We start from the raw sequence: 13,935 nt of genomic DNA, 5'->3' as shown, positions 1-13,935 counted from the left end.
CAAGGACGACCTCGTGCTCCAGAAGCTCTCCACCCGCGCCTCGGCGCTCGGCGTCACCGCCAAGGTGCTCGGGCAGTCCGGCATCATCCGGCCCTACTCGCCGGTCGTCCTCGTCGGGCTCGCCCGGACCGTCCTGAGCTGGGGCACGGGGCCGGCCGGCGGGTTCGCCTCCCTCGCGCTGAGGGCACCGCGCCAGGTCGGCCTGATCGACGAGCTGGGTGTGCTGACCTTCGGCGAGATGCACGAACGGTCCAACGCGCTGGCCAGGGCGCTGCGCGCGCAGGGGGTCACCGAGGGCGACGGCGTGGCCGTCATGTGCCGCAACCACCGCGGCTTCGTGGATGCCAGCATCGCCGTGGCGAAGCTCGGCGCCGACCTGCTCTACCTCAACACCGCCTTCGCCGGCCCCCAGCTCGCCGACGTCCTCGAGCGGGAGAAGCCGGCGGTGGTGATCCACGACGAGGAGTTCACCGAGCTGCTCTCGGGCGCGACCATCGAGCACCGTGTCGTGGCCTGGGTCGACAGCGACGACCTGACGACCTCGACGATCGAGCAGCTCATCGCGGGTCAGTCCACCGCCGACCTGGACCCGCCTGGACGGCACACGCGCATCGTGATCCTGACCTCGGGCACCACCGGGACGCCCAAGGGTGCGCCGCGCAACGAGGCCGGGATCGACGCTGCCGTCGCCCTCCTCTCACGGATGCCGCTGCGCCACGGCTGGCGGACCCACATCGCTGCGCCGCTCTTCCACACCTGGGGCTTCGCCCACATGGCCCTCGCGATGCTCCTCGGCTCGACGGTCGTCCTGCGCCGCAAGTTCGACCCCGAGGAGGCGCTGCGCGCAGCGACCACCGAGCGCTGCGACTCGATGGTCGTCATCCCGGTGATGCTCCAGCGGATCATGGCGCTGCCCGAGAAGACCCTGTCCGCCTACGACCTGTCCCACGTCAAGGTCGTCGCGGCGTCGGGGTCCGCCCTGCCCGGCGACCTGGCTCTCGACTGGATGGACCACTTCGGCGACAACCTCTACAACATCTACGGCTCGACCGAGGTCGCCTACGCCTCGATCGCGACGCCCGAGGACCTCCGTGAGGCGCCCTCCTCGGCCGGCCGGCCGCCGTACGCCACGGTGGTGAAGATCTACGACCCCGAGGGGAGTGAGGTCCCGGCGGGCGAGTCGGGGCGGATCTTCGTCGGCAACAGCCTCCTCTTCGAGGGCTACACCGGCGGTGGCCACAAGGAGATGATCGACGGCCTCATGTCGTCGGGCGACGTGGGCCGCTTCGGTGAGGACGGCCGTCTCTACGTCGAGGGCCGCGACGACGAGATGATCGTGTCCGGCGGCGAGAACGTCTTCCCCAAGGAGGTCGAGGACTGCCTCGCGCGTCACACGGCGGTCGTCGAGGCTGCTGCGGTGGGCGTCGACGACGCCGACTACGGCAAGCGCCTGCGGGCCTTCGTGGTGCTGAGCGACACCTCGGTGACCGAGGACGACCTCAAGGCGTGGGTCAAGCAGAACCTCGCCCGCTACAAGGTGCCCCGCGAGATCGTCGTCCTCGACGAGCTCCCGCGCAACGCGACCGGCAAGGTGCTCAAGCGCGAGCTGGCCAAGAGCGACGCCGCGACCGACAGCGGTGAGGAGTGACCGGGCTGGAGCTCGGCGGGCCCGCCCCTGACTTCACGTTGCGGGACCAGTTCGGCCAGGACGTGACGCTGTCGTCCTACCGTGGCTCGAAGGCCGTGGCGATCTTCTTCTACCCCTACGCCTTCTCGGGCGTGTGCACCGGCGAGATGGCCGGCATCCGCGACCGGCTGGCGGAGTTCCTGACCTTCGACACCGAGGTCCTGGCGATCTCCTGCGACCCGATGTTCGCCCTGCGCGCCTTCGCCGACCAGGACGGGCTCAACTTCCCGCTGCTCAGCGACTTCTGGCCGCACGGGGCGGTGTCGCGTGCCTACGACGTCCTCGACGAGTCGACCGGGGCGCCGCACCGGTCGTCGTACGTCATCGACAAGCAGGGCCTGGTGCGCTGGGCCGTGCACAACGCGATGCCCGAGGGGCGTGACCTCGACGAGCACCTGCGTCAGCTGACCGCGGTGGCCTAGACCGATCACCCCTATTTGATGAGACAGGGATGACGACGCCCGGGGCCTTGTCTAGAGTTCTACCTGTTGAACCGCTGGTGACCCGAGACGCCAGCGGTTCGACTCATTTCAGGGGGTTGGCCGACAGCGTCCCGGGCGCGTTGGGTGGCCTGGGTCGACGTCCCGTAGTGTTCTGCCCGCTTCGAGCAACGGGCGTATAGCTCAGCGGTAGAGCCCCTCGCTTACAACGAGGTGGTCGGGGGTTCGATCCCCTCTGCGCCCACCGGGTCCACTTCCCAAGATCCATCCCGGATTCCCCAATCCGCTGTCGTCCCCGCGCCGAACCCCTTGTGGTGCGCCTCACCCCGAGGCGCCCACGGATTGCCTGGAGGCGCGTTCTATGAACGAGACGAGCAGACGGAAGTTGCTGGCAGTTGCCGGCGCGGGAGCAGCAGCCACCACAGTCGGGCTGACGGCCAAGAGCGCCAGCGCAGCAGAAGCCAAGCCCAAGGCGGGGCGCGCGCAGGAGCGCGTCGTCGCCGTCGTCGACAACCACCGCGGGAGTGAGCTCGTGCTCCTCGTCGGCGAGCGTGAGGTCGTCATCAACGACCGCGACCTCGTCACCCGCATCCTCAACGCCGCAGGAGGCAAGTAGAGATGTCGTCCCACAGAGAAGCACCGGAAATCTCCAAGGACCCGGTCGCTGACGGCACGGACGTCTACGCGTTCGTCAACCCGAACAACCCGGCGAAGGCTGTCCTCATCGCCAACTTCATCCCGCTCCAGAAGCCGGACGGCGGACCGAACTTCTACGAGTTCGGCGACGACGTGCTGTACGAGATCCACGTGTCCAACAAGGGCAAGGCGACCTCGGACATCCGCTACCAGTTCAAGTTCACGACGAAGATCCGCAACCCCAAGACCTTCCTCTACAACACCGGCCCGATCGAGGACATCGACTCGCCGAACTGGAACCGTCCGCAGTACTACACCGTGACCCGCATCAAGAACGGCCGCAAGGAAGTTCTGGGTCGCAACCTGCCCTGCCCGCCGGTCAACGTCGGCGTCCGCAGCACGCCGGACTTCGCCAAGCTCACCAAGCAGGCCATTCACAAGCTCAAGGGCGGCACCCGCGACGTCTACGCCGGCCAGCGCGCCGACGCGTTCCACGTCGACCTGGGCAGCATCTTCGACCTCGGGGCCCTGCGTCCGCTCAACGAGGCGCACGTGATCTCCATGCCCAACATGGGTGGGGTCAACTCGGTGCAGTCCTACAACGTGCACACGATCGCGCTGCAGGTCCCGGTCCGGGAGCTGACCCGCAACAACGTGCGACCGACCGACGTCATGGACCCCAAGGCCGTCATCGGCGTCTGGGCCACCGCGAGCCGTCGCAAGGGTCGCGTCTACAACTCCAAGGCCGGCAAGTACGTCGACAACGGTCCCTACGTGCAGGTCTCGCGCCTGGGCAACCCGCTGTTCAACGAGGTCATCGTCCCGATGGCCGAGAAGGACTCGTGGAACGCCGCCCCGCCGAGCAACGACGCGAAGTACACCAAGTACGTCAACCGTCCCGAGCTCGCCGGTCTCCTGCCGGCGCTCTACCCGGGTGCGTTCCCGAACCTCGCGGCCTACACCAAGCCGCGTGCGGACCTGAACGCGATCCTCATGACGGGGATCCCCGAGGGCGTCGTGCCCGGCTTCCAGAACTTCACAGGACCGGTGCAGGCCGACATGCTGCGCCTGAACCTGGCGGTTCCTCCGACCGCGCCCGCCGACCAGAACCCGTTGGGCCTGGTCGCCGGTGACGCTGCCGGCTTCCCCAACGGCCGCCGGGTGGGTGACGACGTCGTGACCATCGAGCTGCGCGCCGTCGCCGGTCTGACGATCCCGCTGGTGGACCCGTCCTACGAGGTCGACGGTGCGGTCAACGCCGTCTCCGACGGCACGTCGGACGAGAACCCGCAGCCGCCGAACGTCTTCCCGTTCCTGGGGCTGCCCGGTGGTGGCTACCAGACCGTGCCGGGGACGACCGAGGCGTCGTGACCGAGCCCGCGCCCCGTCCGTTCGACTCCCCGGAGAACCCGCATGCCGGCCAAGGCTCGGCGGTCATGCTGGACATCGGGGGTGACATCGGCGCCCTCGTGGTGACGATGCCGGCCGACATGGCCGGGCTCGAGGTGGAGATCGCCCCGGAAGGTGCGGAGCCGGTCGACACCGCCCACGACCATGACCACGGTCATGGACACGGGCACGGACACGGGCACGGGCACCGCCCCCACGTCGCCGTCATCCGGCGGCCCGTGGAGGGAGGGGAGCTGCCGTCACTGGTGTTCCCCGAGCTGGTCGAGGGCACCTACGAGCTGTTCGAGAAGGGCAGCAACGACGTGCGCCTCGTGGTCGAGATCCGTGGTGGAGAGGTCGCCTCCGCGGACTGGCCGCACTGACACGAGAACGACGAGACCCCGACCCATCTGATGGGTCGGGGTCTCGTCGCGTCCGGGGCGGGCCGAGGTGCGGTCGCCCGGTGAGAGTGGTCTCATCTCGACCTCATGGTGCGCTCACGGCTGACGGCCAGAGTCTTCGTCGTCAGCAGAACACCACTCGGACGATAGGAACCATCATGAAGATCACCACCCTCCGCGTCGGCACCCTGGGCGTCGCCGGTCTCGTCACCACCGGCCTCCTGGCGCTGCCACTGAGCGCGGCCACGGCCGGCGACCAGCTCCTCAAGCGCGACGACGACACCCCGGACGTGGTGCTCGTCAACGACGATGACGACGACGACACCGTCGACCGCAACGCGCGCAGTGCCGTCTCCAACACCGGCAGCCGCGACGACAACACCCGGACCGGCCGGGACAACACCGGGTCGCGTGACAACAGCCGCACCGGCAGCCGCTCGGGTCGCGACAACAGCTACTCGAAGCAGAAGCGCGACTGGACGACCGACGGCCCGGGCCAGCGCAAGGTCGACTGGTCGCAGAACCAGACCAACGACCGTTCGCGCAACAACACGCGCGGCTGACGTATGACCGACTCGTGACCGACCGCCCACCGCACCACCACCATCACCGGAGCCGACCATGAAGCACGACGACGAGCGCTGGCACTTCCACGAAGGTGACGCGATCACCCCCGAGCTGACCGCGATGCGGCTGCTCGGCGGGGGATCGGCCTACGAGGCCTACCTGGCCTTCGACGAGATCACCTACGCCCCCGTCGTCGTCAAGGTCGTCCGGCCCAACGAGCTCCACGACGAGGCCACCCTGCGTGGCCTCGAGCGGGAGGTCGCTGCGCTGGACCAGGTGAACCATCCGGTGGTGGTGCGGCGGTTGCGGCACGAGCTCGAGGGGGAGCGCCCGCACGTGGTGCTGGAGCACATCGACGGGCCGCGCCTGTCGTCGCTCATCCGGCGCTACGGGCCGCTGCAGCCCCAGCAGTACCTCCCGCTGGCGCTCGACATCGCCTCGGCGCTGCACTACTTCCGCCACGTGGACGTGGTGCACCTCGACATCAAGCCCAGCAACATCATCATGGGCGCCCCGGCGCGCCTCATCGACCTCTCGGTGGCCCGCCCTGCGCACCGCGCGGCCGAGCTCACCGGCACCATCGGGACCGACTTCTACATGTCACCCGAGCAGTGCGACCCGACCGGCGCCCGGACACCGGGCTACGCCAGCGACGTGTGGGGCATCGGCGCGACCCTGTTCGAGGCGGTCGCGGGCTTTCGCGCGTTCGACGAGGGCGACCGGGACTCCGAGGACCCCTCGCTGCGCTTCCCCCAGCTCGTCGAGAAGCCCCACGAGCTCCCCGCGAAGGTGCCCGCCGACGTCGCGAAGACCATCTACGCGTGCCTCGAGCCCGACCCGGCCGCGCGCCCCGAGCCGCACGAGCTCGCGGCAGCCCTGGAGCCGGCGATGGCGGCCCAGCCTGCGCCGCAGCTGACCTTCAAGGTCAAGCGCTGAAGCGGTAGCCCATCCCGCGCACCGTCACGATCGAGGCCGAGCCGAACTTGCGGCGCAGGTAGCCGACGTAGACGTCGACGACGTTGGACCCGGGGTCGAAGTCGTAGCCCCAGACGTGGTCGAGCAGCTGCTCGCGGGAGAGCACCTGACCGGGGTTGAGCATGAAGATCTCGGCCAGCGCGAACTCCCGGGCCGACAGGTCGACCTCCTTGTCACCGACCGTCGCGCGCCGGGTGCGCAGGTCCAGCCGCACCCCGCCCGCCTCCAGCGCCTCCGTCGCCGCGGCACGGTCGCCGCTGTTGGACTGGCGTAGGCGGAGCCGCACCCGGGCCATGAGCTCGGCGAAGCGGAAGGGCTTGGGCATGTAGTCGTCAGCGCCTCCTTCGAGCGCCGAGACCGTGTCGGTGACCGAGTCCCGGGCCGTCAGGACGATCACGGGCATCCGTGAGCCCTGCGAGCGCAGCTGGTCCAGCACCTCGAAGCCGTCGATGCCGGGCAGGCCGATGTCGAGCACCATCAGGTCGAAGTCGCCGCTGAGCGCCTGGTCGAGGCCCTGGCGCCCGTCGACCGCGACGACTGTCTGGTGTCCCTCGGCCCGCAGGCCCTTGGAGACGAACGAGGCGATGCGCGCCTCGTCCTCGACGATCAGGATCCGGGCCACAGGGGCACCTCCATGGTCTGGGTCGTGGTGACGGGTCCCGACGCGTCGGTGCGTGCGGGCAGGGAGAGGACGAAGCGGGCGCCAGGAGGCTCGGCCTCCTCGACGCAGACGGAGCCGCCGTGGGCGAGGGCGATCGCGCGGACGATGGAGAGGCCGAGCCCGAACCCCTCGTCGCCGTCGGGGACCACGCTGCGCCCGAAGCGCTCGAAGATCTGCTCGCGGTCGGCGACCGGCACCCCGGGGCCGGTGTCGCGGACCCACAGCCGCACGCGGCCCTCGTCGTACGACGACCCGAGGGCGACCGTGTCACCGGGGCCGGTGTGCTTGACGGCGTTGTCGCACAGCTGCAGGAGCGCCTGGGTCACCCGCTGCTCGTCCAGGTCCGCCCTCACCTCGGCGGTCGCGTCGAGGACCCAGGTGCGCTCTCCGAGCGCTCGCGCCTTGGACAGCGTGGTCTCGGTGAGAGCGGCGACGTCGGTCGGACCGGTGGTGACGAAGTCCGGCCGGCTGGTCTTGGCCAGCAGGATGAGGTCACCCACGAGGCGGGCCATGCGGTCCACCTCCTCCAGGAGCAGGGCGCGGGTCTCGTCGACGTCCTCGGGACTACTGGCGTCGAGGAGCTCGAGGTGGCCGCGCAGGACCGTGAGCGGGGTCTTGAGCTCGTGCCCGGCGTCGTCGAGGAACTGGCGCTGGGTGACGAAGCCGCCCTCGAGGCGGTCGAGCATCACGTTGAAGGTGCGGGTCAAGGCGGTGATGTCGTCGTTGCCCTGCTCGGGGATGCGCCGGGACAGGTCGGTCGCGGTGATGTCGCTGGCGGTCTCCCGCAGCGTGCGCAGCGGCGCGAGGAGCCGGCCCGACTGGGTGCTCGCCAGCAGCACCAGCAGCCCGAGGGACAGCAGGGCGACGATCGCGTAGGTCTGCATCGTCTGGTTGATCTCGTCGTGCTCGTCGGCGAGGAAGCTCACGATGACCAGCGACCCCTGCGTGGTCTCGTTGACCACGGGCAGGACCGTCACCCAGACCTCGCCGAACGCGTCGGACGCGAGGACCTCGGTGCCGCCCTCGTCGAAGAGCTCGGTGACCGCCGCCTCGTAGCCCGGCTCGGTGAGGAACTCCTCTGCGTTGCGGTTCACCGTGCGGGAGGGCTCGTCGGCGGCGTCGGTGTAGGCGAGGAGGATCTCGTCGTCGTCCGGGACGTTGCGACGCAGGAAGAGGTCGAGCAGCCGGCCCACGTCGGTGAACGCCTCCCCGGTCTCGGGGTCGTCGCCGCCCTGGAGCCTGCGGAACTCCGCGATCTCCTGGTCGATCTGCTCGCTCGTCTGGCGCTCGATGCGAGCGGACTCCAACGTGTAGACCAGGATGCCGGCGCCGGCCATGGCCGCGGTGCTGAGCAGGGCGATGACGGCGGTGATGCGGGTGCGGACCGAGATGCGTGCGAAGGAGCCGCCCTGGCGGCCGCGCTCAGTCGTCGTCAGTGTCGGTCCTGTCATCGCGGTCGTCGTCCCCGTCGTCGTCGCCGTCCCGGTCATCGTCCCCGTCGTCGTCCGGGCGGTCGGTCTCGGGCTTCACGACGGTGATGCCATTCTGGTCGACGTCGGGGTCATCGTCCTGGTCGCCGTCACCCTTGCTGTTCGCGCCGCTGCCCTGTCCGAGCCCGGGGGAGGGCCTCGGGGACGGCGCAGGGCCGTCGTCGACGGGGGACTGCTCTCGCACGTCCTTGACGATCACCGGGTCGCGCCGGTCGGGCTCGCGGGCCGAGGATGACACCAGCGACCCGACGACGTATCCCGTCATGGGTAGGACGAGGGCCAGACCGACGAGGAACTTCGCGACCGTGCTCATGGGGTTCACCCTGGCCCTCGATCGTGGGTCCCGGGTGAGACCTCCATGAGAGGACTCTCATGCAGGCGTCGCGTGACCGTTGGGCGCTCCGGAGATCCCGCTCGGCGATCGGGTCGTGGGGGCAACCGCGAGGCAACGTGGGCCTCACTACAGTGGCACCCGTCACAGAGGAGGCCTCATTGATCGTCCCGTTCAGTGTCAACGACTTCATCGACCGAGCCGTCCAGGTCTATGGCGACCGCATCGGTGCCGTCGACGAGCCCGACCAGCCGGCCCGCCCCCTGGGCGACGCGGAGGGCGGTCTCACCTACGCCGAGATCGGCGCCCTCGCGCGCCGCCAGGCCGCCAAGCTCGACCAGCTGGGCATCGGCGTGGGCGAGCGGGTGGCCTTCGTCAGCCACAACAGCTCGCGCCTGCTCACCGCGTTCTTCGGCGTCGCCGGCTCCGGCCGGGTCCTGGTGCCGGTCAACTTCCGGCTGCGTCCCGACGAGGTCAGCTACATCGTCGAGCACTCCGGTGCCCGGGTGCTCGTGGTGGACCCCGAGCTCGACGAGGCTCTCGCGGGGGTGGAGGCGGAGTTCCGTTTCGTCATCGGCGCGGACGACGACCTCTACGCCGCCGCTCCCGAGGACGGGGGACCCGACCCGGTTCCGTGGGAGCCCGACGAGAACGCGACCGCCTGCATCAACTACACCTCGGGAACGACGGCGCGCCCCAAGGGCGTGCAGATCACCCATCGCAACATCTGGACCAACGCCGTCACCTTCGCGATGCACACCGCGGTGACCGACCGCGACGTCTACCTGCACACGCTGCCGATGTTCCATGCCAACGGGTGGGGCATGCCCTTCGCGATGACCGGCCTGGGCGTCAAGCAGGTCGTCATCCGCAAGATCGACGGCGCCGAGATCCTGCGCCGCGTGGAGAAGCACGGCGTCACGGTCATGTGCGCGGCCCCGGCCGTCGCGGCCGCAGTGCTCGAGGCAGCCCAGGACTGGGAGGGCGAGATCCCCGGCCGCGACAAGGTCCGCATCATCATGGCCGGTGCACCGCCGCCCACGAGGACCGTGGTGCGCGTGCAGGAGGAGCTCGGCTGGGAGTTCATCCAGATCTACGGACTCACCGAGACCTCGCCGCTGCTCACCATCAACCGGACCCGTGCGGAGTGGGACGACCTCCCGCCCGAGGAGCGTGCCCAGAAGCTCGTCCGCGCCGGCGCGCCCGCCCTCGGCGTACGACTGATGACCGACGAGTCGCCCGAGGGTGCCGGTGAGGTGCTCGCGCGCTCCAACGTGGTGCTCGAGGGTTACTGGGAGCAGCCGGAGGAGAGCGCGACCGCGCTGCGCGACGGCTGGTTCCACACCGGTGACGGCGGGGTCGTCGGCGACGACGGCTACCTCACGCTCCAGGATCGCAAGAAGGACGTCATCATCACCGGCGGCGAGAACGTCTCCTCGATCGAGGTCGAGGACGTGCTCTTCTCCCACCGGGCGGTGGCCGAGGTCGCCGTCATCGGCGTGCCCAGCGAGCGGTGGGGCGAGACCATCAAGGCTCTCGTCGTGCTGGCACCGGGGGAGCAGGTCACCGAGGCCGAGCTGATCGCGTGGTGCAAGGACAAGGCGGCCGGCTACAAGGCGCCCACCTCCGTGGAGTTCCGCGAGGCGCTGGCGCGCACGGCGACCGGCAAGCTGCAGAAGTTCAAGCTCCGGGCCCCCTACTGGGAGGGTTACGAGCGCCAGGTCAACTAGGGCCGGGCGCGGCAACGTCATGCGAGGCGAGGAGTCGACGCCTCGCCTCGCATGACGTCCGGCGGCGGCCTCAGCCCGGCATGACGTCGAGCACGACCTCGAACTCCAGCAGGTCCGCGCCGCTGGAGACGGGCTGGGGGCGCTCACCGGGCTGGCCAGCGTGGGCCGCGGCCGCCGAGCCGTCGCGCCACGCGGCGAAGGACTCCTCGTCCTCCCACTGGGTCACGACGAAGTAGCGCTCCTCACCGGCGACCGGCCGCAGCAGCTGGAAGCCGAGGAAGCCCGGCGAGCCGTCGACGGTGTGGGCCCGCGCGGCGAACCGCTCCTCGAGCTCGTCCTTGGCGTGCGGAGGGACGGAGATGGCGTTGATCTTCACGACGGGCATGACGCCGAGCCTACTGAGCAGGCGGTCCGTCTCGTCCCGGTCGGCCGCTACCCTCACCGGCATGCCAGCACTGAGGGACGTCGTCGACCTGCTGCACGGCTGGTACCCACCGGGGACCGCCGACTCCTGGGACGCCGTCGGTCTCGTCCACGGCGACCCGGAGGCCGAGGTCGCGAAGGTGATGTTCGCCGTCGACCCGACGATCGAGGTGGCCCGTGAGGCCGTGGCATGGGGCGCCGACCTGCTGGTCGTGCACCACCCGCTCTTCCTCAAGCCGGTGCACGGCTTCGCCGCCACGACGGCCAAGGGTCGGACCCTGTCGACGCTCGTCGCTGGTGGCTGCGCGCTGCTCACCGCGCACACCAACGCCGACCGCGCCGTCGGCGGTGTCTCGGAGGCCTTGGCCCACGCCCTCGGCCTGACCGACCTGGCGCCGATCCTCCCGGGTGGCTCGACCCCGCTCGACAAGCTCACCGTCTTCGTCCCCGTCGAGGCGGCTCAGGCGGTGCGGCACGCACTCGCCGCGGTCGGCGCCGGGCGCATCGGTGACTACGAGCACGCGTCGTTCTCGAGCGAGGGCAAGGGCCGCTTCCGACCGACGGCCGGTGCGACGCCGGCCATCGGGACCGTCGGGCGGCCCGAGGTCGTCGCCGAGGAGCGGGTGGAGGTGGTCATCGAGCGAGGTCTCCGTCGCCGGGCCATCGCGGCACTGACCGAGGTGCACCCCTACGAGGAGCCGGCCTACGACGTCATCGAGCTCGCGGACCACGGGGACACCAGGACGGGCACCGCGCGCATCGGCACCGTGGCGGAGACGACGTTGGGTGCGTTCGCCGAGACCGTCGCCGCGGCACTGCCCGCCACGGCCCACGGGGTGCGCGTCGCGGGTGACCCCGACCGCGTCGTACGACGGGTGGCGGTGTGCGGCGGGGCGGGTGACTTCCTGCTCGGTGACGTGCTGCGCACCGATGCCGACGTCTACGTCACCAGCGACCTCAGGCACCACCCGGCGGGTGAGTTCCTCGAGCAGGAGGGGCCGGCGCTGGTGGACGTCGCGCACTGGGCGGCCGAGTGGACCTGGCTGCCGGTGGTGGAGGCTCGGGTGCTCGCGGCGCTGGGCGATACGGTGGGCACCCGGGTGAGCACGACCGCCACCGACCCCTGGAACTTCCGTCTCTGAGGAGCACACGCTGAAAGCCGACCCGTTCGCCCAACTGAAGCTGCTCGACGTGCAGGCGCTCGACGCCCAGGTCGACCAGCTGCGCCACCAGCGCACCCACCTGCCCGAGCTCGCGGACATCACCGCGCTCACGCAGTCGCGTGGCGAGCTGGTCGACCAGATGCGCGATGCCCAGATCGTCGTCGACGACCTGACGGCGGCGCAGGTCAAGGCCGACGCCGACGTCGAGTCGGTCAGGACCCGCCGCACGCGTGACCGTGACCGCATGGACTCGGGCCAGATCTCCAACCCCAAGGACCTCGAGCGCATGCAGCACGAGCTGGTCTCCCTCGACCGTCGCATCGCGACGCTCGAGGACGAGGAGATGGAGGTCATGGAGCAGCTCGAGGAGGCGCAGACCCGGCTGACCGTCCTCACCGGGCAGGTGCAGGAGGCCGAGGCCCGCCTCGCCGAGCTCAGCACCGCGCGCGACGAGAAGGCCGCCGCGATCGACGCCGAGCTCGCCGAGGTCGTGGCCAAGCGGGCGCCGGCGCTGGAGGGCATGCCCGAGGACCTGCTGGCGCTCTACGAGCGGCTGCGCACCACCAAGGGTGGTGTCGGCGCCGCCGAGCTGCGCCAGCGCCGGTGCACCGGGTGCCAGCTCACCATCGACAACGCCGAGCTCGCGATCATCCGCGCCAAGCCCAGCAACGAGGTCGTCCGCTGTGAGGAGTGCACGCGCATCCTCGTGCGCACGGGCGAGTCCGGGCTGTGACCGAGTCGGTACGCCGGGTCGTCATCGAGGCCGACGGAGGCTCGCGCGGCAACCCGGGACCGGCCGGCTACGGCGCGGTCCTGCGTGACGCCGACACCGACCGGGTCCTCGCCGAGGAGGGCAGCACGATCGGGCGTGCGACCAACAACGTCGCGGAGTACTCCGGGCTGATCGCCGGCCTGCGCCTGGCGCGTGACCACGCAGCCGGCGCCGAGATCGAGGTCCGCATGGACTCCAAGCTCGTCGTCGAGCAGATGTCGGGTCGCTGGAAGATCAAGCACCCCGACATGCGGCCCCTCGCGGCGGAGGCGGCCGCGCTCGCGCCTGCGGGCACGTCGTACACCTGGATCCCGCGGGAGCAGAACAAGCACGCCGACCGGCTCGCCAACGAGGCCATGGACGGGGTGCGCGACGGCGTCACGGTCGCCGTCGAGGACTCGCTGATCGAGGAGATCGAGAGCCCGGCCGCGGCCGCGGCGGGCGACCCGCCGGCCTCGATGCAGGCCCAGGCGCGCGGCTGGTCGGCGACGTCGCACGAGCCGACCACCCTGATCCTGGTGCGCCACGGCGTCACCGCCCACACCGTCGAGAAGCGCTTCTCCGGCGGCCTGGCGAGCGCCAACCCGCCGTTGAGCGACGAGGGTCGCGAGCAGGTGCGCACCACGGCCGAGTGGCTGGCACCGATCGCCGAGAAGGTCGCCGTCGTCATCGCCTCACCCGTACGCCGCACCCGGGAGTCGGCGGAGATCGTCGCGGAGGTCCTGGGCGCAGGCCTCGTGGAGGAGCCGGGCTTCGCGGAGATGGAGTTCGGGATCTGGGACGGCATGACCTTCGGCGAGGTCGCGAAGGCGCACCCCGAGATGCTCGACGCCTGGCTCGGCTCCCTCGACGCGGCTCCCGAGGGTGGCGAGTCGTTCCGGATCGTCGAGGAGCGGGTCCTCGCCGGCCTCCAGCGGGTCCTCGCGGAGCACGCGGGCAAGACCGTGGTGGTCGTGAGCCACGTGACGCCGATCAAGACGCTGGTCTCGCACGCCGTCAACGCGCCGCTCGACGCGGTCTTCCGCATGGAGCTGACCCCGGCGTCGGTGACAGTCGTGTCCTTCTTCGGCGGAGGGGCCGACGGGGACGAGCCGCGCACGTCGATGCGGCTCTACAACGCCCTGCCACCGGCACGCGACGCGTTCGCGGACCCCACCCGCTGGTAGGCCGAGTCGGGGGGGGGTGGGGGGGAGGGCGGGGGACAAGCGCCGCCACCGCCCGCCCCCGCGGGGGGGCACAGGGGGGGGGGCGGGGCGCGGGCCGGCGCGGG

At 70.6% G+C, this 13,935-nt stretch carries 15 protein-coding genes and 1 tRNA gene; 12 read left to right on the top strand and 4 right to left on the bottom strand.

Annotated elements, in window-relative coordinates; genetic code table 11:
* Positions 1-13: 13 nt before the first annotated feature.
* The 8 genes from RMN98_RS15870 (at position 14) to RMN98_RS15835 (ending at position 6,056) form a co-directional block, all read left to right on the top strand.
* Positions 14-1,648 (top strand): AMP-binding protein, encoded by a 1,635-nt coding sequence (locus RMN98_RS15870; protein WP_309649785.1) that lies wholly within the window; start codon positions 14-16, stop codon positions 1,646-1,648.
* Positions 1,645-2,109: a peroxiredoxin gene (locus tag RMN98_RS15865; RefSeq protein ID WP_309649784.1), complete on the top strand. Its 465-nt coding sequence runs from the start codon at positions 1,645-1,647 to the stop codon at positions 2,107-2,109. The genes RMN98_RS15870 and RMN98_RS15865 overlap by 4 nt, the downstream gene beginning before the upstream one ends.
* Positions 2,110-2,299: 190 nt before the next feature.
* Positions 2,300-2,371: transfer RNA gene (locus tag RMN98_RS15860), tRNA-Val, on the top strand.
* Between the two features lie 117 nt (positions 2,372-2,488).
* Complete coding sequence (locus tag RMN98_RS15855; protein ID WP_309649783.1) at positions 2,489-2,743, top strand: hypothetical protein; 255 nt, start codon at positions 2,489-2,491, stop codon at positions 2,741-2,743.
* A 2-nt stretch (positions 2,744-2,745) separates the two neighbouring features.
* A complete protein-coding gene (locus RMN98_RS15850) occupies positions 2,746-4,134 on the top strand; it encodes a DUF4331 domain-containing protein (protein WP_309649782.1) in 1,389 nt (462 codons plus the stop codon).
* A 65-nt stretch (positions 4,135-4,199) separates the two neighbouring features.
* On the top strand, positions 4,200-4,535 hold the full coding sequence (locus tag RMN98_RS15845) for a hypothetical protein (RefSeq protein WP_309649781.1): 336 nt from the start codon (positions 4,200-4,202) through the stop codon (positions 4,533-4,535).
* 176 nt (positions 4,536-4,711) lie between these two features.
* On the top strand, positions 4,712-5,116 hold the full coding sequence (locus RMN98_RS15840) for a hypothetical protein (RefSeq protein WP_309649780.1): 405 nt from the start codon (positions 4,712-4,714) through the stop codon (positions 5,114-5,116).
* 58 nt (positions 5,117-5,174) lie between these two features.
* Positions 5,175-6,056 carry a serine/threonine-protein kinase gene (locus tag RMN98_RS15835; protein WP_309649779.1) on the top strand — a complete coding sequence of 294 codons (882 nt, stop codon included), beginning with the start codon at positions 5,175-5,177 and terminating at the stop codon, positions 6,054-6,056.
* On the opposite strand, the gene RMN98_RS15830 is transcribed toward RMN98_RS15835, so the two are convergent.
* Genes RMN98_RS15830 through RMN98_RS15820 form a run of 3 tightly spaced genes read right to left on the bottom strand, consistent with a single transcriptional unit; the run spans position 6,046 to position 8,559 of the window.
* The gene (locus RMN98_RS15830) at positions 6,046-6,717 is read right to left on the bottom strand and encodes a response regulator transcription factor (RefSeq protein WP_309649778.1); all 672 of its coding nucleotides are present in this window, start codon (positions 6,715-6,717) and stop codon (positions 6,046-6,048) included. The two genes, RMN98_RS15835 and RMN98_RS15830, sit on opposite strands and share 11 nt — an antisense overlap.
* Positions 6,702-8,207 carry an ATP-binding protein gene (locus tag RMN98_RS15825; RefSeq protein ID WP_309649777.1) on the bottom strand — a complete coding sequence of 502 codons (1,506 nt, stop codon included), beginning with the start codon at positions 8,205-8,207 and terminating at the stop codon, positions 6,702-6,704. The genes RMN98_RS15830 and RMN98_RS15825 overlap by 16 nt, the downstream gene beginning before the upstream one ends.
* A complete protein-coding gene (locus RMN98_RS15820; RefSeq protein ID WP_309649776.1) occupies positions 8,179-8,559 on the bottom strand; it encodes a hypothetical protein in 381 nt (126 codons plus the stop codon). The genes RMN98_RS15825 and RMN98_RS15820 overlap by 29 nt, the downstream gene beginning before the upstream one ends.
* A 179-nt stretch (positions 8,560-8,738) precedes the next feature.
* On the opposite strand from RMN98_RS15820, the gene RMN98_RS15815 reads away from it, so the two are divergent.
* Positions 8,739-10,307, top strand: a complete 1,569-nt coding sequence (locus RMN98_RS15815) for an AMP-binding protein (protein WP_309649775.1) — start codon at positions 8,739-8,741, stop codon at positions 10,305-10,307.
* A gap of 70 nt (positions 10,308-10,377) precedes the next feature.
* Here the strand turns inward: RMN98_RS15815 and RMN98_RS15810 are convergent, their stop codons facing one another.
* Positions 10,378-10,692, bottom strand: coding sequence for an antibiotic biosynthesis monooxygenase (locus RMN98_RS15810; RefSeq protein ID WP_309649774.1), 315 nt, complete (start codon positions 10,690-10,692; stop codon positions 10,378-10,380).
* Positions 10,693-10,753: 61 nt separating this feature from the next.
* Between RMN98_RS15810 and RMN98_RS15805 the strand changes: the two genes are divergently transcribed.
* From RMN98_RS15805 to RMN98_RS15795, 3 genes are read left to right on the top strand one after another with little or no spacing between them, the layout of a single operon-like run.
* Positions 10,754-11,872, top strand: coding sequence for a Nif3-like dinuclear metal center hexameric protein (locus RMN98_RS15805; protein ID WP_309649773.1), 1,119 nt, complete (start codon positions 10,754-10,756; stop codon positions 11,870-11,872).
* A gap of 49 nt (positions 11,873-11,921) precedes the next feature.
* A complete protein-coding gene (locus RMN98_RS15800) occupies positions 11,922-12,626 on the top strand; it encodes a C4-type zinc ribbon domain-containing protein (protein WP_309649772.1) in 705 nt (234 codons plus the stop codon).
* Complete coding sequence (locus RMN98_RS15795; RefSeq protein WP_309649771.1) at positions 12,623-13,831, top strand: bifunctional RNase H/acid phosphatase; 1,209 nt, start codon at positions 12,623-12,625, stop codon at positions 13,829-13,831. The genes RMN98_RS15800 and RMN98_RS15795 overlap by 4 nt, the downstream gene beginning before the upstream one ends.
* Positions 13,832-13,935 lie beyond the last annotated feature (104 nt).

The organism is Nocardioides sp., assembly GCF_031397825.1.
Classification (GTDB): domain Bacteria; phylum Actinomycetota; class Actinomycetes; order Propionibacteriales; family Nocardioidaceae; genus Nocardioides.
Note: the sequence above shows the minus strand (reverse complement) of the source record. Positions and strands in the feature narration are given on the sequence as shown.